A 20991-nucleotide genomic window follows, 5' to 3' on the forward strand; every position below is an offset into this window, starting at 1 on the left:
AAAAAGCTGTGGCGGTAGAGGCGATGGGTATCGCTGTGCGCCACCCATCATGCGGGCGCTACGAAATGAGCCGTAGCGCCATGACCGGGCTTAGGTGTTGGCTGTCAGGACCTCTTCCATCCAGTGCACGACTGCTTCGCCATCGATGCCCATGCACACGTCGACGAGAGGTGACTGGCTCCACCGGTCTCCTACGAACTGGCGGCCTTCGGGTGCAAAGACGGTCTGGCCTTCGGCAAGCCCCTCGGTTATCACGTTCAGGTGGCCGCGTACGGTCTGGAACCACTCCGGATGACGCAGGAATGCCACGGCGCAGCTGTCATGGGGTGTACAGCCGTCTATGTCCAGGACCGATTTGTAGAACTTGGCGTAAAAGGCGTAACTATGGGCCAAGAGTGGACCCAGGGTGCGGTGCGCTTCGGTAATGCGCTGCATGCGCACCGGATCAAGGCAGGTGCGGTGGGTAACGTCCAGACCTACCAGCGTGAGCGGCCAGCCAGCCGTCATGACGCGGGCGGCTGCATGCGGGTCGGAAAACATGTTGGCTTCCGCCAGTGGCGTGACGTTGCCGCCCTCACGGATCGAGCCGCCCATGACGATCACCTGCTTTACGCGGTGGATAATCTCTGGATCAAGCTCCAGGGCCTTAGCCAGATTACCCAGCGGGCCGACAGCCACCAGGGTGATCTCGCCGGGACGCTTGCGAGTTTCCTCGACAATGAACTCGGCCGCACTCTGGGGCACCGCCTGACGCGTCGGGGCGGGCAGGTTCAGATTGCCCAGGCCGTCATCGCCATGCACATGGGCGGGAACAGGGTGAGGCGTTTTTTCCAGCGGAGTACCCATGCCCTGGGCCACGGGAATGTCCTGGCCCGCCAGCTCGACAAGCGATAATGCATTACGCGTAGCCGTCTCGATCGAGACATTGCCGAAGGTGGTGGTCAGGCCAACCACTTCGATGCCTGGATCAGCCATGATGATGGCAATGGCCTGGGCGTCATCAATGCCCGGATCGGTGTCGAAAATGATAGGGGTTGTCATGCGGTCATGTCCTTCTTGCTAAAGAGGGTGGTGGCGTTTGCATCAAGGCGCGCCAGGACCCGATAGGGGCACGGTAACTTTGCCGGTGGAAACGAGTCCACTGTTTCCTGCCTTTTTCTGGCCGTTACGGCCTTCTGCAAGAGGACGATAAGCATGATCAAGTCTCAGGGCTATGCCGCTCATTCCCCTCAGGATCCACTGGTACCGTACAACTTCGACCGGCGTGATGTAGGCCCACACGATGTACAGATCGATATTTTGTACTGCGGCGTCTGCCATTCGGACCTGCACACCGCGCGCAATGAATGGAAGAACACGCTATACCCGTCAGTACCGGGACATGAAATCGTTGGTCGTATCGTAGCGGTTGGTGATCATGTGACCCGTTTCAAGGTAGGCGATCTGGCTGGCGTAGGGTGCATGGTCGACAGCTGCCAGCAATGCTCTTCCTGCAATGAAGGGCTGGAGCAGTATTGCGAGAACGGTTTCGTCGGTACCTATAACGGGCCGGTCTTTGGCGGCGAGAATACCTATGGCGGTTATTCCGACAATATCGTCGTCAGCGAAAAGTTTGTTCTGAAGATCACCCATACCGAAAATCTGGCTGCCGTTGCGCCACTCCTGTGCGCCGGTATTACCACTTACTCGCCTCTCAGTCACTGGAAGGTCGGTCCGGGCAAAAAGGTCGGTGTCGTTGGTCTGGGCGGCCTGGGTCACATGGCGGTCAAGATTGCCCATGCAATGGGGGCCCATGTCGTACTGTTCACAACCTCGCCCGACAAGAAAGACGACGCGTTGAGACTCGGTGCTGACGAAGTGGTAGTGTCGAAAAACCAGGACGAGATGAATGCACACCTGAACAGCTTTGATTTCATCCTCAACTGCGTGGCCGCCTCGCACAACCTGGATGCGTTCATTTCCTTGCTCAAGCGTGACGGCACCATGACGCTGGTGGGCGCGCCTGGTGAGCCGCATCCGTCTCCCGAGGTATTCAACCTGATCTTCAAGCGTCGCCAGATTGCCGGATCGCTGATTGGCGGAATTGCCGAGACCCAGGAAATGCTGGATTTCTGTGCCAAGCACAACATCGTCTCCGACATCGAAATGATCAAGATGCAGGACATCAACGAAGCCTATGAGCGCATGCTCAAGGGGGACGTGAAGTACCGTTTCGTGATCGATATGGCCTCGCTGGAAGAGGCCGCTTCTGTCGCCGCCTGATCACCAACAGACAAAAGCCCGCCTTGTGCGGGCTTTTTTATGGGTGGGGTAGAAGGGCCAGTCGCTTGAGTTCAGCCACAACACGCCTTACGCGTGCCTCCACGGTCATATCGCCTTCCAGCCTAAGCACCGGGCAGGTACGCTGGCACAGCCAGGCGGTATGGTTAGCAAGGCTCCTGCTCCCAACCGCGGGACCACTATCGTATTGAGCAGCCCAGTCCAGAAACTCGGGGCTGGCTGAGCCGAAACGGGCTTCCTCCCGTGCCTTGAGGCGGGGTATGCGGATTTCAGCGGGCAGGTAAAGAAACACAATCAGGTCGAACAGGTTTTCGAGGTAGTCCCCATAGTTCATGATCGAGCCGGAAATAATCACCGTCTCACTGACCTGCATGTCTTTAATCAACAGCGCATTACGCTCGAACTTGTCGCGTCGCTGGGTATAGGGTGTTTCAGTGGGTAACCAGTAATAGCCATCTGCATCCAGGGCCACGCCATGCAGACGGTTGGCCAATGCGACACCCAACGTTGTTGTACCAGACCCTGATGCGCCCGTAATCAGTATGTTCACAAAGCAGGCTCCACCTTGGAGATGAGGGCATGGCAGAAAAGCGCTACACGGTACAGAGCGGTTATTTAGAGCTGCTAACAAAACCTCATAAATGAGCGTAGGCGGCAGGGCAAGGGTAAGAGATTTCAGTGAGTATCACGCTTGTGCTTGCCTATATCAGCCAACTAGAAATGGGTTTTGTTAGCGGCTCTTAATAGTTATCCCTGAATATCTAATCAAATTATTATTTCGATTTTATAAATTGATATATTGGATTGATTTTAGTAGAGGCTTCGGTTGTTACCTAAAGCTTAATACAGCTGGTATCTCAAAGAGAAAGTGCAGGCAGGTAACATGCTAGGGGGCGCAAACGGGACAGTTGCATTACGCTTGAGACATGACTGATCGGTATTTAGCAAGCAATTATAGACGCAGGGGCGTTTCTAATTTGATAGCCCCGAAAAGTGTAGTCGTTAGGTGTAGCGAATAGGCGGTGTAGTCGTTTAAGTCCTCTTGCTAATTAATCGCTACACCAAGGGCATACGCTTTTGATGTAGCTGCTGGGGTACACCCTAATGACTACACGAAACGGGCACTACTTTACTAGGTGAAAGCCGTAGATGAAAACCCTAGAGCTATTCACGGCCAGGGGTGCAGCTAGGTATTGAAAGGATGATCAACTCAATACCTTGGCCGCTTGTCTTAAGCTGAAAATGTAAGGAGTTTTTAAATTATATAGTGTTGCTATTGCCTAGCGATTTAAGTCTGCGACACTCCAAGTAGAGAGGTGAGTTGGTCGAAAGTAAGAGCACCTACTCTAGCTATTCATATTGTCTGGTTTAGAGTAATCATACTTAATGCTGAATGTTCCATCTGGATAAAGCGTGAACTCAAGCCCCCAAATACGAGTTTTCTCCTTTTGGAGAAGATCGTCACGGATGAAAATTGCCGCATCAAGCCCTTCCCATACAGCGGTGTCATTAGTGAATCGGCCAGTTTTTTGCACTGACCCTTTATGTATAAGCCATTGCGAGCCTGACGCCATTTTGTCGTATATAGACATCTTGCAGCTAGCGGAGTCCCAGCAGCGAGTACCTATGAAAGCAATAATGTATTGGCTTAAGGCTTCATACGCCTCCTCAACTGACTCCATAAGTATCCTTCGATGATTATTTAGTAGCTGGGGTATACCCAAGAGATAGATATATGCAATTAGACCTTACAGGTACGGTCGAGTATGGCTACCAGAATCTCCACCAAGGTTTAGGCTTTTTATGAAGAATTTCAGAGTCTTCTTGGCAGTGATCATGCAACCTAAATAACCACATTTTGGGTTTGGCATCATTGTCCCAAGGGCAGAGTTTGAAATTTTCTTCCAATGCTTCTCTTGCTAGATGGATAGTAAGCCCATGGTCCGCAACCTCAACCTCTCGGTTGCCTAGATAATAAATCTTCAAGGTCTCATCTTCTGGGCAGCTATCGTCTTCTAGATAGTAATTCGCTGTAAACCATTGATCTTCAAATGGCTTGGGTATGCCATATTCCAACAGTGAATCGTCGCTATTTTGAAGTCTAGAGCGTGTTAGCGTCCCATTTTCAATAAAGGCATAACCGTAAGTGTCGCCCGAGTCGAATTTGCAAAATCCTATTGCAAGTGCGGGCTTACCAATAGCGCAATAAAGCCTCTGAAGATCGTGCTTTGGGTCCCCAAGAATGGGCCATAATAGATCTGTATTGTAGATAACCCAGACATCATCATATTGCTCAACACAAACGCAATCTGGATTTCGAGTATCAAAAGGAATATTGAATGAGTACTCTACTTTTTCAATACTTTTATTGAAGAGATTGGTAACAACCTGCTCTGGTGTAAATTTTTTCAACGTCTGCACGAAAAACAATACCGCCTTGAGATACGCCCATTCTGAGTCCTTTATTCTCTTACGAGTTAAATAAAATGCAAGCATCTACAAAGTATCGGCATTTCTATAATAAGCTTGATAGAGATATCTCTAAGGTCGCCTAAGACCATGCTAAAATCAATTTAAAGGCTGGTCTGACCATTATGAAACTGTAGTCGCTAGGGTATACGCTAATAACTACTCAGAGACTTGCGCTCAAGGTAGAGCGGACCTTAACTCTAATACCATTGGCTGACTCATGAGAACAGAATCTTTGCGCAGAGGCTCTAGATCTCCATCCGACAGGAAGCCAAACGCCTTATATAAATGCATTGCTGGTGTATCGGCTGCCGTAACACCTAAGCGGACACGGAGCGCTCTACATCTCTTTGCCCAGGCTAGGAGTTCATCGAGCAGAGCGCGGCCTGCACCTAGCCCTCGTGATTTAGGATTTACCCACATTTGAAAGATGTCAGCGGTATTCGCTGATAGCTTTCCCCAAGCCAGACCGCAAACCTCATTTCCATCCAGCGCAAACAAAGCATGGTCATTGTTGGAGGAAAGAGCCGCAATGATTCGGGCTTTCCAACTCTCATCTGCTCTTAGAGCTTCTTCTTCATAGGTGCTTGCGAAAGCATCGGGAGAGTCGCGAAGTGCATATAGTCGCGTATCCCGATAAAGCTGCCACTCGCTAGGTTTTATTGGCCGTACAGATATCACATTATGTGCCATTTTGATTAACACCATTAAATAGCTGCTTACGACCCAACGTGACTAGAAGGCTACCGTTACATTAACTAACCAGAACAGCTTATAGAACAAGGTGTGGTCGTTGGGGTATATCCCATCGACTACACGAATGCAGCTACCATTAACGTGCTCCGTTATAGCTCTAAGGCTAAATGGTGACTTGATAAGTCAGCCCGAGCTCATCGCCAGGCTTGCCTCTTATCCCCCAGTTATGCCTTGGGGTTTCAAACAAGGTAATTTCGATATCCTGAGAAGTGATGCCTGTTGCTGACATAACTTTTTTATACAAGAGATGGATTAGCTGCTTTTTTGCATTCACCGAGCGCCCTTCAAACATGCTTATTTCGAGAATGATGTAGCGCTCCGACCGATCGGCAGGGTAAAGAAAATCCAGCTCATCCAGCAAGATATAACGATGAAAGCGCTTCTTTAGAGGGTACTGTAAAGCCTCGACTATAGAAGCGTGGATGGCCTCTGATAATTCAGACCTGATAGCTTCAAGGTTACGTCTCAATCCGTAGATCTTTACTTGTGCCATGGGCGTGCTCTTCTTGTTGGAGCGCCGCCATGTCGGAAGTAGATTACAGCACAGCACCAGCCAGAACATGGCGGCACTGTCGGTTAAGAAAATACGTGACGGGCCGCTCTTAGATAGAGCGGCGCCAATGCATGCTGCTTGAAAACAAAGTATTAATCATGAGGGCATAGTTACAGCTTGGAGGACCGTATTCAACCCTCTCGTAACTGATCACACTGGAGCTTCACCTATTAGCTGATAGGTAGTCCTGTAGTCGCAGGGGCATGCCCTAATGACTACAAAGAAGTAGCCCTCACTAGAGAGGTAAAAGGCCTAACCTGAAACAAGGCTCTTAACCTTTCCTTAAGCTGGGCCAAGCCTTCAACATTTTCCTGGTAAGGCAGGTAAAGTGTCACGATGGTGATGCGGTAACATCTGTGATCCTATGGAGAGCTCCATGACGCTGCATGTCTGGTTTGTCTTTTGTGTTGCTTACCTGATAACAACGCTTTCTCCCGGGCCCAACGTCCTTTTGGTCATTCGCAATACCTTGCGCTACGGCGCACGGGGAATGCTGGCGACCCTGGCAGGTAACCTGACGGCGCAGCTATTCGTGATCATTCTTGTGGCGCTTGGCATCGGCGCTCTGGTGGCAGCCATGCCGATGGCGTTTCTAGCGATGAAGCTGATCGGAGCGGCTTATCTGATTTATCTTGGTTTTGTGCAGTTGCTCAAACGTCAGCCCGGACTGTCTACGATCACACCAGCCAGTGCGCCGCGTGTCTCGTCGCCCAAGGTTTTTGGTGAAGCGCTGCTGGTATCAATCAGCAATCCGAAAACGCTTATCTTCTTTTCCGCTTTCTTGCCGCAGTTCATCGAGCCGGGACGGTCATTGGTTGTACAGTTCACCACGATGTACCTGACCATCGCCTTGATTGTTGTAACGGTACACTGTGTGTATTGCTTCAGTGTGTCCAGGCTCAGCAGACGGCTTTCCGCGAGCCGTTGGGTCACGGCGATCAAGCGGGCCAGCGGCGCGTTATTCGTAGGGCTGGGCATAAAGCTGTTGATGGCCCGGCAGGCCTAAGAGGAGGTTTGCACCATGACTGCCATACTAAGCGCACCGATTCCCAGTGATTACGAGGCACTGGTTGCCTGGGTGCCTACGGCTGACGCCTGCGCGCGCTGGGCAGGGCCCCAGCTCAGGTATCCGTTTACTGCCGTTGAGTTGCCGGAACTGCTGGAGGTGCCCGGCAAGAGCTTTTCATTGGTAGAGGGCGTCAACCGGCCGCTTGCCTTTGGGCAATACCGAACCGTCTCGCCCGATACTGTCCACTTGTGCCGCATCATCGTCTCGCCTGACTGGCGGGGCCACGGCTATGGCAAGCAGTTGTGCGAGCAACTGATTCGGCAGGCTTTGGCGGACACAGGTGCTTCCATGGTTACGCTGCGCGTCTACCGGGACAATGCCGTGGCACAGTCTCTGTACCACAAGCTCGGCTTCAAGCCAGTGGAGCTGCGCTCGGATGTGGATGTCATCGGCATGCGATTGATCCTGGCCGAGCAAACCGGTTAGCAGCCGAGCGGCTCATTCTTTAAAAGCCAGATCAACCGGTCTACCGCCCACTGGAAATCCAAGTGTTTGGCAGGGCCTGAAGTGTGCGAAAGCAGCGCATCAGGGCGTAAGCTCATGGGCCGTCCTGTCCGTAGGGGTGGAAGACGCAGCAGAGGTCGTGCGCCGTTTGAAGCGCATGACCAGTGCATACAGGAGCGGGACGAAAAACAGGGTCAGCAGCGTGGCCGAGAGCATGCCGCCGAAAACGCTGGTGCCAATGGCGTGCTGGCTGGCCGATCCCGGGCCCTGGGAAAACATGAGGGGCAGCACGCCGAACATGAAGGCTAGGGACGTCATGACGATAGGGCGCAGGCGCATCCGGGCGGCGTCCAGAATGGCCTGACGCAAGGGAGTGCCCTCATGCTGGAGTTCGCGGGCCACCTCGATGATGAGGATGGCGTTCTTGGCAGTGAGGCCCATGATGGTGATGAGGCCGACCTTGAAGTACAGGTCGTCTGGCAGTCCGCGCAGCGTAGTGGCCATGACCGCACCAATGATGCCCAGCGGAATCGCCAGGATGACCGCAAAAGGTACCGACCAGCTCTCGTAGAGTGCCGCCAGGCACAGGAAGATTACCAGAATGGACAGACCGAACAGCAGAGGTGTCTGATCCCCGGACAGCCGCTCCTGATAGGACTGGCCTGCCCATTCGTAGCCGACGCCGGTGGGTAGCTCGCCTACCAGGCGTGCCATGGTGTTCATCGCCTGGGTGGTGCTGTAGCCCGCCGCCGGTGTGGCGTTGATGGACAGCGAGGGGAAGCCGTTGAAGTGCTCGATAGCCATCGTGCCTACCGTCCATCTAAGCGTCACGAAGGTGCTTAGCGGCACCATCTCGCCGTCAGCATTGCGAACCCGGGCCTGGAGTAGGCTGTCAGGCTGTTGCCGGTCCTTGCCCTCCGCCTGGATGACGATTCGGCGGACTTGATTATCATGGATGAAATCTCCCACATAGAGCGAGCCGTAGAGGGTAGCCATGGTCGAATTGATCTCATCCACCGAGACGCCCATGCTCTGGGCTTTCAAACGATCAATGGAAACCTTGAGCTGCGGCGTGTCGTCCTGCCCCGAGTAGGTGGCGGTAGCGAATACAGGATTCTGCCGTGCCAGTGTCAGGAGCTTGTCCTTGGCGGCCAGCAAGGCTTCGTGCCCAAGCCCTGCGCGATCCTGAAGACGCATGTCGATACCGGCGGTGCGTCCCATGGAGGGCAGCGGCGGGGTATTCAAGGCCTGGATAGTGACGTTGGGGATCGACGCGACGCCATTGGCAAAGTGCTTGTTTAGCCGTGCGATGATGGCATCGACGTGCTGATCGGGCGCCTTGCGTTCGAACCAGTCCTTGAGCGTGGGCCAGATCATGGCAGCGTTCTCGCCGCCGCCGAAATAACTGAAGCCCTGCAGGGTGAAGAGCTGGCCGACCGAAGGATCGCTGTGCAGATAGGCCTGCACTTCCTCTACCACCTGATGCGTCATTTCCTGCGTCGAGCCGGTGGGAAGCAGCACGACGGTGGCAAAACTGCCCTTGTCTTCGTTCGGCACAAAGGAGCCGGGCAGGCGGCTGAACAGAAGCGCCAGCACAGCCAGCAGGACGAGGTACAGAAGCACGAAGCGCACCGGTCGATTCAGGACACCGCCCAGACTGCGTTGATAGCCTGCCGATAGGGAAGCCGCCCAGTGTCCTACCTTGCCCAGGCGGACAGCGTGTGGTGTTGCCGGCTTGAGCAGCGTGGCGCACAGAGCAGGCGTCAGCGTGAGCGCCAGGAATGCCGAAAACGCCATCGGCACGGCCAGCGCCACGGAGAACTGCCGGTAGATCGAGCCAGTAGCGCCCTCGAAAAACGCCATCGGGATGAACACGGCAGTCAGTACCAGCGTAATTGCCACAATGGCGCCGCTGATCTGCTGCATGGCCTTGAGCGTTGCCTCGCGGGGCGCAAGCCCTTCCTCGCGCATGATGCGTTCGACGTTTTCCACCACCACAATGGCGTCATCCACCAGAATCCCGATAGCCAGGACCATGCCGAACAGGGTCAGCACGTTGATGGAAAAACCCAGTGCTAACATGGCGCCACAGGTACCGGCCAGTGCAATCGGCACTACGATAGAGGGGATCAAAGTAGCACGCAGGTTTTGCAGGAACACCAGCATGACCAGAAAGACCAGTACCATCGCCTCAATCAGCGTATAGGCCACCTTCACGATGGACATGTGCACGTAGGTCGTCGTATCGAATGCCGTCTGGTAGTGCATGCCCGGTGGGAACTGCTGGGACAGTTCTGCCAGTGTGGCCTTAATCGCCTGCGCCGTACTGAGGGCGTTGGCGCCGGGAGCAAGCTTGATGGAAATAGCGCCGCAAGGCCTGCCGTTCACGTAGGACGGGTAGGTGTAGTAGTTGCCGCCCAGCTCGACACGGGCCACATCCTGAATGCGCAGGGCCGACCCGTCCGGGTTGACCCGCAGCGGAACCGCGCCAAAGGACTGCGGCGTATCGAGGGTTTCCTCAACCGTCAGCGGGGCCGTCAGTGTGGTATTGGCGGGCACCGGAGGCGTGCCAATGGAGCCAAGGGTAATGCGCTCGTTATAGCGGTTAATAGCGCTGACCATATCTGAAGTGGTCACGCCCATGGCGGTGAGCTTGTGAACGTCCGGCCAGATCCGCATGGCGTATTCGGGGCTGTAGACCTCCACCTTACCCACGCCGGGCACGCGCAGCAGGGCAGGGCGCACCACGGTAGTGGCGTAGTCGCCCATCTGGATATGCGTGATGTTCGGGTTGTCTGCCAGAAGCGTGACGAACAGTAGGTCGTTGTCACCACTCTTATCGACCTCGATGCCCTGGCGCCGCACGCTTTCCGGCAGACGCTCCTCGACGCGCTTGATGCGGTTCTGCACTTCAATGGAGGCGATCTGCGGATTGGTGCCCGGCTCGAAGGACAGGCCGATCTCCACCTCGCCCGTAGCGGTACTGTCGGAGGCAAAGTACAACAGCCCCTCGATACCGCTCAGCTCGCGTTCGATAACGGAGGTAACGGTACGTTCGATAACTTCGGCTGAAGCTCCCGGGTAATAGGCCTGTATGCCTACCCGCGGAGGCGAGACGTTGGGGTATTGCTCCACCGCCAGACGCAGCGCCGTCAGGCCGCCGCCCAGAAAGATCATGATGGCGACGACCCATGCGAACACCGGACGCGCAATGAAAAACGAGGACATGGTCTGCGCTTACTCTTTTGAGGCGACCGGCTGGGTCGTCAGGTTGGCTTGCTTAGGCTCTACGGCCTGACCGTCCTTCAGGGCGCTGCCACTGAGGATGACCCGCTCGCCAGCTTTCAAACCGTCAGTGACGCGCCACTGGTTGCCTTCGAGCGTATCGGCGGAAATCGGGCGGCTGTGGGCGTGGTTGGTCTCATCGACAACCATGGTATAGGCGCCTTCACGGGTGCGCGTCAGGGCCTGCTGGGGAATGAGAACAGCCTGCTTCTCGCTGGGTTGCTGCAATTCAACCTGTACATACATGCCTGGTAGCAACAGGTGGTCCGGGTTGTCGAAGATGGCGCGCATGGCCACCGTATCGGTCTTCTCATCCACGGCCCAATCGGAGAAGAGCAGGGTGCCATTCAAGGGGTAGGTCGAACCATTGCTCAGCCGCAGGATGGGCTTCTCGCGCTTGTCGGTCTGCTGAAGGCTCTGCCTGAGCCCCAGGGAGTCGGCCATGGGCTGGGCAAAATTCACATAGATCGGGTCAATCTGCTCGACCGTGGTCAGTTTGGTGCCTTCATCCTGACCGACCAGTGCACCCTCCGTGACCTCGGCCCGGCGTGCGCGGCCGGCAATCGGCGAGGTCACGTTGGCATAGGCGAGCTTCAGGCGGGCGCTTTGTACCTTGGCTTCGGCTGCCTTCTCGGTAGCCCGTGCCTGCTTCTCGGTAAAGAAATCCTTGCGGTACTGCTGGGCGCTGATGGACTCATCGGCCATCAGCTGCCTGGAGCGTTTGGCAATGTCTTCAGCGGCATCGGCAGCCGCCCGTGCCTGGGCCAGCTCGGCTTCTGCCGCAGCCAACTCGGCCTTGAGCGGAGCCGGGTCGATACGAAACAGCAACGTACCGGCTTTGACCTCCTGGCCCTCCTGGTAGGTGCGAGCCTCCACGATACCTTCCACCCGGGCACGGACTTCCGCCGTACGATAGGCCTCCATCCGGCCGGTGAGACGCGTGGTCAGCGGCTCCGTCGAGGGCGTAACCGTTGCGATGTCCACTTTCGGGACGGCTGGCGTTTGCGTTTCGGCCGCCTTTTCGGTGGGTTCACAACCTTGGAGCAACACGGCCAGTGCCAGCAGCGCGCCCTTTACCACATCCTTCATGCTCTCACCCGGGCCATGCAATAGACATCCACGTAGGCACCGTCACGATAGGCATAGGCGATCTGAGTGCCCTCGTGAACAAAGCCGAATTTTTCATACAGGGCGATAGCCGGCGCGTTATCCGTGTATACCGTCAGCTCAACACGCTTGAGGTTCATCCAGTTGTCGGCGGCATCGATCAGCGCCGCCATCAGCTGGGTTCCTACGCTTTTACCAGTGTGGTCATCCCCAACCGCAATGACCAGCTCCGCCACATGAATCCGCCGGCCTTTCATACGGTTGAGCGTTGCAAAGCCCAACACGTTGCCTTGCTGTTCGGCCAGTACCCGAACGTCTTCAGCGGGGTATTGCTTGATCCAGTCGCTCATGCTCTGAGTGGGTCGGTAGGGTAGGCGCAGCGTACCCCGGCGCGTGCCCGGCTGGTTCAGAATCGATGCCAAAGCCTCGGCATCGCTCTCGCGGATAGCGCGTAGGGTAATGGTCATGAGTCCTCCTTGATTCAGGCCCGTTGTCGGTCAACGATCTCGCCTGAGCGTTCCAATGGTGCGACCGACGCCGCCAGTAATTCCTGAGTATACGGGTGTTGTGGCGCCTGAAAGATCCGGCAGGCCTCGCCGTGTTCCACGACCTTGCCATCCTTGATGACAATCAGATCATGGGCCAATGCCCGAACCACGGCCAGATCATGGCTGATGAACAGATACGTTAGCCCATGAATCGCTTGCAGGTTACGCAACAGGTCGACAACCTGCTTTTGAACGGTACGATCCAGAGCCGACGTGGGCTCGTCGAGCAATATCAGCTCGGGTTGCAGCACAAGCGCCCTCGCGATGGCGATACGCTGGCGTTGGCCGCCCGAAAACTCATGAGGATAGCGGTGCCGTGTTTCAGGATCGAGACCTACTTCCTGTAAGACCCGAATGATCGCCGATTCCCGCTCTTTGGATGTGCCGATCTCGTGGATATCCAAACCCTCACGGATGATCTGCTCGACGGACATCCGTGGGCTCAGGCTGCCGAACGGGTCCTGAAACACAACCTGCATGTGGCGACGAAGCGGACGCATCTGCCTGGCGTTAAAGGTTTCGATCGCCTGCCCCTGAAAGCGGATGGCGCCCTGGGCCTGCACCAGTCGCAGGATCGCCTGGCCCAAGGTGGACTTGCCTGAGCCGGACTCGCCCACGATGCCCAGGGTGCGGCCTTTCTTTAGCTCGAAGCTCACACCGTCCACCGCCTTGACATAGTGGCGCTGGCGGCTGAACAACGGTTTGGGCAGCGGAAACCAGACGCGTACATCCTGCGCCTGTATCAGCGAGGCATCGCTGGTTGTTGCTACCGGCCCGCCGTCGGGTTCGGCTTCGATCAGCATGCGGGTATAGGTATGCTGAGGCGCGGAAAAAAGGGCCTGACAGCTGTTCTGCTCAACTACCACGCCGTTACGCATCACACAGACACGCTGGGCAATGCGCCGGACCAAATTCAGGTCATGGCTGATAAGCAGCAACGACATGCCAAGGCGCGCCTGGAGGTCTTTGAGAAGCTCCAGAATTTTCTGCTGTACGGTCACGTCCAGGGCCGTGGTGGGTTCATCGGCAATCAGCAGTTCCGGCTCGTTGGCCAGCGCCATGGCGATCATCACCCGTTGGCGCTGGCCGCCCGAGAGCTGATGCGGGTAGGCCTTGAGGCGCTTGAGTGGCTCGCGTATGCCGACCAGCTCCAATAATTCGATCACCCGTGCACGTGCCTGCTTGCCGCCCAAGCCCTTGTGCAGCGCCAGCACTTCGCTGATCTGCCGCTCCACGGTATGTAGCGGGTTGAGGGACGTCATGGGCTCCTGAAAGATCATGGCGATACGGTTGCCGCGCAGGGTGCGCAGACGCTTTTCGTCTGCGGTCACGAGATTTTCGCCGTTGTAGCAGATGCCGCCGGAGGTTGTGGTAATAGACGCAGGTAGCAGGCGCAGGATCGAGTGAGCCGTGACGGATTTGCCCGAGCCGGATTCGCCCACCAGCGCCAGACATTCGCCACGGCGAATATCCAGGTCGATACCGTGTACGACTTCCTGGCCGGAAAAAGCCACTCTCAGATCGCGGATTTCTATCAGACTCTCGGTCATCACACGGCCCTCGGGTCGAATGCATCACGGAAGGCTTCGCCAATAAAAACCAGCAGGCTCAAGATCAAGGCGAGGGCGAAAAAAGCGGTCATCGCCAGCCAGGGTGCTTGCAGGTTCTGCTTGCCTTCGTTGGCCAGCTCCCCTAGCGACGCGGTGCCGATCGGCAGGCCAAAGCCCAGGAAGTCCAGGGCGGTCAGCGTTGTAATGGCTCCGGTAATGATGAAGGGAACATAGGTAAGCGTGGAGGTCATCGCGTTGGGCAGGATATGCCGCCACATGACCTTGCGATCAGACAGCCCCAGCGCCCGTGCCGCTTTGACATACTCCAGACTGCGCCCGCGCAGGAACTCGGCCCGAACCACGTCTACCAGAGCCAGCCAGGAAAAGAGCGCCATGATGCCCAACAACCACCAGAAGTTAGGCTCCACAAAGCCGGACAGGATGATCAGCAGATACAGAACCGGCAGGCCTGACCAAATTTCGATAAAGCGCTGCCCCAGCAGGTCTACCCAGCCCCCGTGATAACCCTGCAAGGCGCCTGCGGTGATCCCGATCACAGCGCTGACAGCCGTTAGTGCCAAGGCAAACAGGATGGAGATGCGTGCGCCGAAAATTACTCGTGCCAGCACATCACGGGCTTGACTGTCGGTGCCCAGCCAGTTCGTGTCCGACGGCGCACTGGGTGCCGGGACGGAGAGGTCATAGTTCACCGTATCGTCACTGAACGGAATGGGAGGAAAGAGCATCCAGCCGCCCTGGTCCTCTATCAGTTTCTGTACGTATTCGCTGCGGTAGTCCGGTTGGAAGGGCAGCTGACCGCCAAATTCGGTTTCGGTATAGCGCTTGAATATCGGGAAATATAGCGAGCCGTGGTAGCCCACCACCAAGGGTTTGTCGTTGGCAATGAGTTCGCCACATAGGCAAGTCACCAGCAATGCGCAGAATATCCAGAGCGACCACCAGCCGCGACGGTTGGCCCTGAAGCGGGCAAAGCGGCGTTGGCTCAAGGGTGACAGTGTCAGCATCAGGCGTTCCTCGCCGAAAAGTCGATGCGTGGATCGACCAGAGTGTAGGAGATGTCCCCGGCCAGTTTGATCAGCAGGCCAAACAGCGTGAAGATGAACAGCGAGCCGAATACCAGCGGATAGTCGCGGTAGAGCGCCGCCTCGTAGCTCATGCGACCCAGTCCGTCGAGCGAAAAGATCACCTCGATCAGCAGGGAGCCGGCAAAGAACACCTCGATCAGTGCCTGGGGAATACCGGCAATGACCAGCAGCATGGCATTGCGAAATACATGCTTGTACAGCACGCCGCGCTCAGTAAGCCCTTTAGCCCGCGCCGTGACCACATACTGGCGGCTGATTTCGTTCAGAAAGCTGTTCTTGGTCAAAATGGTCAGGGTAGCGAACCCGCCAATGACCAAGGCCGAAACAGGCAGTACCAGATGCCAGAAATAGTCCACTACCTTGCCCGCGAGGCTGAGCTGGTCAAAGTTCTCCGAGGTAAGCCCTACGGCGGGAAACAGACTGAAATAACTCCCACCGGCAAACACCACGATCAGGAACATGGCGAACAGAAAGGCCGGCAAGGCATAACCCACGATGATGGCAGTGCTGGTCCAGACATCGAATGCGCTGCCGTGGCGGGTCGCCTTGCGTATCCCGAGAGGAATCGAGATCAGATAAGTGATCAGTGTGGCCCAGAAGCCAAGTGAAAGGGATACTGGCAGCTTTTCCAGAATCAGGTCCGTTACCTTGGCACCACGGAAAAAGCTGTTACCAAAATCCAGGTGCGCGTAGTTCTTGAGCATCAGCCAAAGGCGCTCAAGCGGTGGCTTGTCGAAGCCGTACTGCCGCTCGATTTCCTTGATCAGCTCGGGGTCCAGGCCTCTGCTACCTCGCGAGCCGGACGAGGCTCCGGCCGCCCCGTCATGACTGCCTCCTGCGATACCGCCCTGGTTGCCCATGCCTTGCAGGCGAGCAATGGCCTGATCCACCGGGCCGCCAGGGGCCGCCTGGATAATGACAAAGTTGACAATCAGAATGACCAGAAGCGTAGGCACAATGAACAGCAGGCGTCTAAGGATATAGGCTGCCATCAGGGTTTCTCCCGTAGCCGTGCGGCCATCTGCTCGTGGGTGAGCGGGGTTGGGCTGACTTCCCACCAGGTATCGAGCCCCTCTTCATAGGCGGGCGCGATACGAGGCCGGCCGAAACGGTTGCGGAATACGCTGGGCTCGCCGTCCGAGTAATAATGCGGAATCATGTAATAACCCCATTGCAGAACCCGATCGAGCGCGCGGGCGTAATGCACCATCTCATCCCGGCTTCTGGCATTGGCCACGCCTTCGATAAGCCGATCGACTACTGGATTCTTCAGGTTCATGGCGTTGGAGCTACCAACCCGGTTGGCACTGTCGGAGCCGTAATAATCAAAGAGTTCTCGCCCTGGCGATGCGCTGGGATCGCCACCCCGGGGAAAGCCGGTCACGATCATGTCGTAGTCGCGGCTGTTGGTGCGGTTGATGTACTGCGCTGTGTCCACGTTGCGAATATTCAGCCCAATGCCTATTTGGGCCAGCGTCCGCTTGAAGGGCAGCACCATCCGTTCAAAACCGGATTGCCCGTTGAGAAAGGTAAAGATCAGGGGATCGCCGTTGGCGTTGACGAGCTGGTCGCCCTTGGGATGCCAGCCGGCGGACTCAAGCAAGTGCAGGGCTTCGAGCTGCTTGTCCCTGATAAAGCCCGTGCCATCAGTTTTGGGTGCCTGGAATACCTGGGTGAATACCTCATCCGGGATCTGGCCCCGGAAAGGTTCAAGAATGCTCAGCTCCTGTGCGTCCGGCAGCTCTGTGGCGGCGATTTCGGTCTTGGGAAAGTAGCTCTGTTGGCGTTTATAGAAGCTGCGCATGAGCTGCTTGTTGGTCCACTCAAAATCCCAGAGCATGGCAATGGCCTGGCGGACGCGGCGATCCTGAAAGAAGGGATTGTCCAGGTTGAAGACAAAGCCTTGAGCACGGACGGGCTTTCCTGTCGCCAGGATGTCTCGCTGCAAGCGCCCATCGCGCAGGGCAGGGCTGTCGTAGCGGATGGTATAGCCTGTGGCGGAGTACTCGCGGTTATAGTCGTACGCGCCGGCCAGCAGGAGCTCGCGGGCGACATCGGTGTCGGCAAAGAAGTCGACGGTGAGCGTGTCGAAATTGTACAGCCCTCGCGTCACCGGCAGATCCTTTGCCCACCAGTCCTTGACGCGCTCGAATGCGACGGTACGGCCCGGATCGACGTGCGAGACCTTGTAAGGTCCGCTCCCCAGCGGCGGCTCAAAGCCGTTACCGTTGGCAAAGTCCCGGTCTTTCCACCAATGTGCAGGCAGGATGTGCATGGACGCCAGATCCAGCGCCAGACTGCGGTTTTCGTTCGTCTTGAAGATAAACAGGATCTGCCGGTCACTTTCAATGGTGACGTCTTTTACGTCACCGTACAGCTGCCGAAAGCTCAGGCTCGCCTTGGTCACCAAGGTCTCGAAAGTGAAGCGAACATCCTCAGCCAGAACGGGCATACCGTCATGAAAGCGTGCCTTGGGGTTGAGGAAGAAGCGTACCCAACGGTTCTCCGGGTCGCGCTCCATCTTTTCGGCAATCAGACCGTACACCGTATAGGGCTCGTCCAGCGAGCGATAAGCCAGCGGCTCGTAGACCCAGGCATTGATCTGGTCGACGCCAGTGCCCTTGTCTAGATAGGGCAGCAGGAAGTTGAAACGGTCGATCGATTTGGCTGAGCGTCTGAGCGAGCCTCCTTTGGGCGCGTCGGGATTCACATAGTCGAAATGCTCAAAGCCCTCAGGGTACTTGGGCGGGTCGCCATAGACCGTCATGTAACTGTGGGGCGTAGCCAATAACGCCGATGAAACGAGGCAGGAAACAAGCAGTACCATCAAGCGGCTATACGTGTGGATCGACCCTGTTGAAAACACCGCTTCACTCCTTATGAACGATACGCGTTGACGCTTGGTTCAGGCAATCAACCTTGATTGATAGGGGATACTGGCAAGGGCCTGCACGAAGTGGTTATACCGTCCTGTCCTGAGGCATACCTGTCTCCAGCCAAGGCGGCTGGAGACAGGCAAAAGGGTTAGAAGTGATAGGTCGCCCGGGTAAACAGCGTGCGGCCAAGCGGGTCGGTGTAGCGGGGGTCATAGCCGCTCTGGAAGGTGTATGCCTGGTTCGAGAAGGGCGGGTCGCGATCGAACAGATTCTTCACGCCTACGTCGATGTCCAGAGATTTGCTCCAGGTGTAACCGGCTGAGAGATCCCATACAGAGTAGGACGACACTCGGTTATGGGTTTCCGGATCGTAATCGCGGTAGCCCGTCTGGAAGCGGTTGGTTAAAGAGGCACGGTACGGACCCTTGCTCCAACTGCCGGTCAGAGAGTGTTTCCAGCGAGAAATAACACCGATACCCTGGAAGTCACCTACGTTGTCAAAGTAAGCACCGTTGATGGTTTCCTGATAGTCATATCGATCAACGTAAGTACCCTGCATGGATAAGCCAAAGTTGCCGTAGGCGGTTGCAGGGAATCGGTAATCCAGTGTTACGTCTATGCCGCTAGTCTTGACCTTACCCAAGTTAGCCAAACCAGTTTGGATATACTGAAGCGAGCCATCCGGATTGCGAATGTAGCGATCAGCATAGCTATCTGGGTTGTCAAATACAGAGGACTCTGGAAATTCGGCGATCTGATCGGAAATCTTGATCCAATAAAAGTCCAAGCCTACTGATAAATTACGGACTGGCTGGTAAACAAAGCCCAACGTCACGTTACGCGCTTTCTCTGGCGAGAGATCTTCGTTGCCGCCAGTACGGTTGCGGAACTGCTGGCTACAATCGCGACCAGGGTTGGCACCGGCAATAGGCGTACCACCCGGACAGAGGCGTGGATCATCATAAAAGCCAGATGTGAAGGTCGTGTAGTTAGGGTTATACAGCTCGTATAGTGAAGGTGCACGGAAGCCTTCGCTATAGGCACCACGAACAACCAGTTCACGAATCGGTTGGAAGCGGAAGCTGTATTTCGGATTGGTTGTGCTACCTACATCGCTGTATTTATCGTGACGAATAGCTGCGCCTAGTTCTAGTGATTCCAGAACGGGAACGTTAATCTCGGCATACTGAGCCTTGACGTTACGATCACCTGAAACGCTGGAATCAGGGTCAACCCCCAGGCTGTCAACCAAACCTGCAAATGGCTCGACGTCGCTATGGAACTCCTCCTTACGGAATTCACCTCCGAGTGCTAGACCTACAGGGCCTGCTCCGAACCAATCACCGATTTCACGACTGATGCGTCCATCAATCGCTTTTACGCGACCTACGGCCGTCTGGTAGTCGCCATGTACGCCAGCGTTATTAATGAAGTTAATCCCCTCCTGAGTTTGCTCTCCAAAAGGGTTAAGGATGCCATTAGCTATGCCTTCGGTAACCAAATCATCATTTAGATAGCCGCCACGTAGGCTGCTGATAACCTTATTTTCATTGTAGGAGGTACCAATGTTGTAATCCCAGCCTCCGACGTTACCGTCAAATGTCAGCTGCAGACGTTGGCTGGTGTTCTGATCCTTTTGGATACGCGCACCGGCTGCCGACTCTCGCCAGTTCACATCAACAGGCTGAGTCGGGTCGAGAGCAAAGCCAGGAGTCAGCGGCGTGATGCCATTGCCAGGATAGAAGGCTGTACCCGGATTCACTGAGATATCAGTGAGCGGTGCAGGCGCAATAGTGGTGGTATTGTCATTGCGAGCCCAGAAGTAATCCACGCTGGCAGTTTGATCTTCCGCCCACTTAGTAGAAGCCTTACCGAAGAAAGATGTTTTTTCAGTCTCTGGAACGGCATCGATGTAGTTTCGTGTGCTGAATCGGCAAGTTCCAGTACCAGGGTTGATCTGGTTTGGCCCATTGCAACCGGCAGTAGCCAAGGGGTTAGTGTAGTTGCCGTTCTGACCATAGTTAGCCGGATAGGTCGTACCAGAGGTACTATTCAATCCACGTCCAGGCTCGTAATCCTTGGTAAAGGAGCGATCCGCCGCTGAAAGATTATTCTGCTTGTCGTAGTTGAAAACACCAAAGACATTAAAATTATCATTGTCCAGGTCACCAAAACCCCAACTACCGTCAAAGGACCGGCTTTCACCTCCGCCAGAGTGAGTAGGGCTATCAAAGCTGGCGCTAACCTGTCCTTCGGTAATACTTTTTTTGGTAATAAAGTTGATTACGCCACCGATGGCATCGGTACCGTACAATGCAGAGGCGCCGTCACGCAGAATTTCCACGCGGTCAATAGCAGCAAAGGGAATAGTATTCAGGTCAACGGCTGATGCATCGATGGCGTTGTTGGCCAGACGTCGTCCGTTAAGCAGAATCAGCGTCTTATTGGAGCCAATGCCACGCAAGTCGGCAAATGAGGCTCCCCCTGTGCTAGAGCCTACTGATTGGCTAGAGCTCTGGGTAGACTGACTGGCAACGATGCGTGTTAGCAGCTCTTCAGTCGTGTTAACGCCTTCTTTCCTCAATTGCTCCGAGCGTAGGATTGTCACAGGGACAGCGGTTTCTGCATCTACGCGACGTACCGCTGTACCGGTGACTTCCACTCTTTCGAGTTGCGTTGTTCCCGCCGCAGCGGTAGGTGTTACGGCTGGAGCAGCAACAGCAGCTGCAGTCGAATCAGGCGCTTCCTCCTCCGTCGCCTGCTGCGCATGGACCAAAGGTGCTACGCCAAGGGCCAGGCACAACGGTATGAATCGATACCGATGCACGGCCGCGGCGAGCGGAGTGGGAGCAAACGGTTTGGCTATATCTCTCATCATCACTCTTTCATCCCCAAAGGTGAGGCGTTGTTTGTGTGGCTTTATGGGCCGCCTGCGCGCCGGTGGGTTG

17 protein-coding genes are annotated in these 20991 nt (G+C 55.8%); 3 read left to right on the top strand and 14 right to left on the bottom strand.

The window, feature by feature from the left end:
• Window positions 1–90 precede the first annotated feature (90 nt).
• Complete coding sequence (locus JQR86_RS02920; RefSeq protein ID WP_407362340.1) at window positions 91–1041, bottom strand: nucleoside hydrolase; 951 nt, start codon at window positions 1039–1041, stop codon at window positions 91–93.
• 153 nt (window positions 1042–1194) lie between these two features.
• Between JQR86_RS02920 and JQR86_RS02925 the strand changes: the two genes are divergently transcribed.
• Complete coding sequence (locus JQR86_RS02925) at window positions 1195–2262, top strand: NAD(P)-dependent alcohol dehydrogenase (protein ID WP_312509400.1); 1068 nt, start codon at window positions 1195–1197, stop codon at window positions 2260–2262.
• 37 nt (window positions 2263–2299) lie between these two features.
• Here the strand turns inward: JQR86_RS02925 and JQR86_RS02930 are convergent, their stop codons facing one another.
• The 5 genes from JQR86_RS02930 to JQR86_RS02950 form a co-directional block, all read right to left on the bottom strand.
• Complete coding sequence (locus JQR86_RS02930) at window positions 2300–2830, bottom strand: AAA family ATPase (RefSeq protein ID WP_407362339.1); 531 nt, start codon at window positions 2828–2830, stop codon at window positions 2300–2302.
• 796 nt (window positions 2831–3626) lie between these two features.
• Window positions 3627–3962 (bottom strand): hypothetical protein, encoded by a 336-nt coding sequence (locus tag JQR86_RS02935; protein WP_407362338.1) that lies wholly within the window; start codon window positions 3960–3962, stop codon window positions 3627–3629.
• Window positions 3963–4050: 88 nt separating this feature from the next.
• On the bottom strand, window positions 4051–4776 hold the full coding sequence (locus tag JQR86_RS02940) for a hypothetical protein (protein WP_434154298.1): 726 nt from the start codon (window positions 4774–4776) through the stop codon (window positions 4051–4053).
• Between the two features lie 150 nt (window positions 4777–4926).
• On the bottom strand, window positions 4927–5457 hold the full coding sequence (locus JQR86_RS02945) for a GNAT family N-acetyltransferase (RefSeq protein WP_434154299.1): 531 nt from the start codon (window positions 5455–5457) through the stop codon (window positions 4927–4929).
• A gap of 151 nt (window positions 5458–5608) precedes the next feature.
• Window positions 5609–5998, bottom strand: coding sequence for a tautomerase family protein (locus JQR86_RS02950; protein ID WP_407362336.1), 390 nt, complete (start codon window positions 5996–5998; stop codon window positions 5609–5611).
• A gap of 436 nt (window positions 5999–6434) precedes the next feature.
• On the opposite strand from JQR86_RS02950, the gene JQR86_RS02955 reads away from it, so the two are divergent.
• Window positions 6435–7064, top strand: a complete 630-nt coding sequence (locus JQR86_RS02955; RefSeq protein WP_407362335.1) for a LysE family translocator — start codon at window positions 6435–6437, stop codon at window positions 7062–7064.
• 15 nt (window positions 7065–7079) lie between these two features.
• The gene (locus JQR86_RS02960) at window positions 7080–7553 is read left to right on the top strand and encodes a GNAT family N-acetyltransferase (RefSeq protein ID WP_434154301.1); all 474 of its coding nucleotides are present in this window, start codon (window positions 7080–7082) and stop codon (window positions 7551–7553) included.
• 99 nt (window positions 7554–7652) lie between these two features.
• Here the strand turns inward: JQR86_RS02960 and JQR86_RS02965 are convergent, their stop codons facing one another.
• The 8 genes from JQR86_RS02965 to JQR86_RS03000 form a co-directional block, all read right to left on the bottom strand.
• A complete protein-coding gene (locus JQR86_RS02965; RefSeq protein ID WP_434154302.1) occupies window positions 7653–10799 on the bottom strand; it encodes a multidrug efflux RND transporter permease subunit in 3147 nt (1048 codons plus the stop codon).
• A gap of 9 nt (window positions 10800–10808) precedes the next feature.
• The gene (locus JQR86_RS02970) at window positions 10809–11945 is read right to left on the bottom strand and encodes an efflux RND transporter periplasmic adaptor subunit (protein WP_434154303.1); all 1137 of its coding nucleotides are present in this window, start codon (window positions 11943–11945) and stop codon (window positions 10809–10811) included.
• Window positions 11942–12430, bottom strand: coding sequence for a GNAT family N-acetyltransferase (locus JQR86_RS02975; RefSeq protein ID WP_434154305.1), 489 nt, complete (start codon window positions 12428–12430; stop codon window positions 11942–11944). Before JQR86_RS02975 ends, JQR86_RS02970 begins: the two co-directional genes overlap by 4 nt.
• Before the next feature lie 14 nt (window positions 12431–12444).
• Window positions 12445–14061: an ABC transporter ATP-binding protein gene (locus JQR86_RS02980; RefSeq protein WP_312270459.1), complete on the bottom strand. Its 1617-nt coding sequence runs from the start codon at window positions 14059–14061 to the stop codon at window positions 12445–12447.
• Window positions 14061–15086 carry an ABC transporter permease gene (locus JQR86_RS02985; RefSeq protein WP_434154306.1) on the bottom strand — a complete coding sequence of 342 codons (1026 nt, stop codon included), beginning with the start codon at window positions 15084–15086 and terminating at the stop codon, window positions 14061–14063. The genes JQR86_RS02980 and JQR86_RS02985 overlap by 1 nt, the downstream gene beginning before the upstream one ends.
• A complete protein-coding gene (locus JQR86_RS02990) occupies window positions 15086–16159 on the bottom strand; it encodes a microcin C ABC transporter permease YejB (RefSeq protein WP_434154307.1) in 1074 nt (357 codons plus the stop codon). The genes JQR86_RS02985 and JQR86_RS02990 overlap by 1 nt, the downstream gene beginning before the upstream one ends.
• The gene (locus JQR86_RS02995; protein ID WP_434154829.1) at window positions 16159–17994 is read right to left on the bottom strand and encodes an extracellular solute-binding protein; all 1836 of its coding nucleotides are present in this window, start codon (window positions 17992–17994) and stop codon (window positions 16159–16161) included. Before JQR86_RS02995 ends, JQR86_RS02990 begins: the two co-directional genes overlap by 1 nt.
• Window positions 17995–18191: 197 nt before the next feature.
• Window positions 18192–20921, bottom strand: a complete 2730-nt coding sequence (locus tag JQR86_RS03000) for a TonB-dependent receptor (RefSeq protein WP_434154308.1) — start codon at window positions 20919–20921, stop codon at window positions 18192–18194.
• Window positions 20922–20991: the final 70 nt, after the last annotated feature.

Origin of the sequence: Pseudomonas sp. JZ134 (assembly GCF_051027695.1) — a bacterium.
Lineage (GTDB): Bacteria > Pseudomonadota > Gammaproteobacteria > Pseudomonadales > Pseudomonadaceae > Chryseomonas > Chryseomonas luteola.

Coding starts and splice junctions, on each gene's coding strand:
- JQR86_RS02925 (WP_312509400.1), top strand. CDS start 1,195: ATGATCAAGTCTCAGGGCTATGCCGCTCATTCCCCTCAGGATCCACTG.
- JQR86_RS03000 (WP_434154308.1), bottom strand. CDS start 20,921: ATGATGAGAGATATAGCCAAACCGTTTGCTCCCACTCCGCTCGCCGCG.
- JQR86_RS02980 (WP_312270459.1), bottom strand. CDS start 14,061: ATGACCGAGAGTCTGATAGAAATCCGCGATCTGAGAGTGGCTTTTTCC.
- JQR86_RS02950 (WP_407362336.1), bottom strand. CDS start 5,998: ATGGCACAAGTAAAGATCTACGGATTGAGACGTAACCTTGAAGCTATC.
- JQR86_RS02970 (WP_434154303.1), bottom strand. CDS start 11,945: ATGAAGGATGTGGTAAAGGGCGCGCTGCTGGCACTGGCCGTGTTGCTC.
- JQR86_RS02965 (WP_434154302.1), bottom strand. CDS start 10,799: ATGTCCTCGTTTTTCATTGCGCGTCCGGTGTTCGCATGGGTCGTCGCC.
- JQR86_RS02975 (WP_434154305.1), bottom strand. CDS start 12,430: ATGACCATTACCCTACGCGCTATCCGCGAGAGCGATGCCGAGGCTTTG.
- JQR86_RS02960 (WP_434154301.1), top strand. CDS start 7,080: ATGACTGCCATACTAAGCGCACCGATTCCCAGTGATTACGAGGCACTG.
- JQR86_RS02945 (WP_434154299.1), bottom strand. CDS start 5,457: ATGGTGTTAATCAAAATGGCACATAATGTGATATCTGTACGGCCAATA.
- JQR86_RS02955 (WP_407362335.1), top strand. CDS start 6,435: ATGACGCTGCATGTCTGGTTTGTCTTTTGTGTTGCTTACCTGATAACA.
- JQR86_RS02990 (WP_434154307.1), bottom strand. CDS start 16,159: ATGGCAGCCTATATCCTTAGACGCCTGCTGTTCATTGTGCCTACGCTT.
- JQR86_RS02940 (WP_434154298.1), bottom strand. CDS start 4,776: ATGCTTGCATTTTATTTAACTCGTAAGAGAATAAAGGACTCAGAATGG.
- JQR86_RS02985 (WP_434154306.1), bottom strand. CDS start 15,086: ATGCTGACACTGTCACCCTTGAGCCAACGCCGCTTTGCCCGCTTCAGG.
- JQR86_RS02995 (WP_434154829.1), bottom strand. CDS start 17,994: ATGGTACTGCTTGTTTCCTGCCTCGTTTCATCGGCGTTATTGGCTACG.
- JQR86_RS02920 (WP_407362340.1), bottom strand. CDS start 1,041: ATGACAACCCCTATCATTTTCGACACCGATCCGGGCATTGATGACGCC.
- JQR86_RS02935 (WP_407362338.1), bottom strand. CDS start 3,962: ATGGAGTCAGTTGAGGAGGCGTATGAAGCCTTAAGCCAATACATTATT.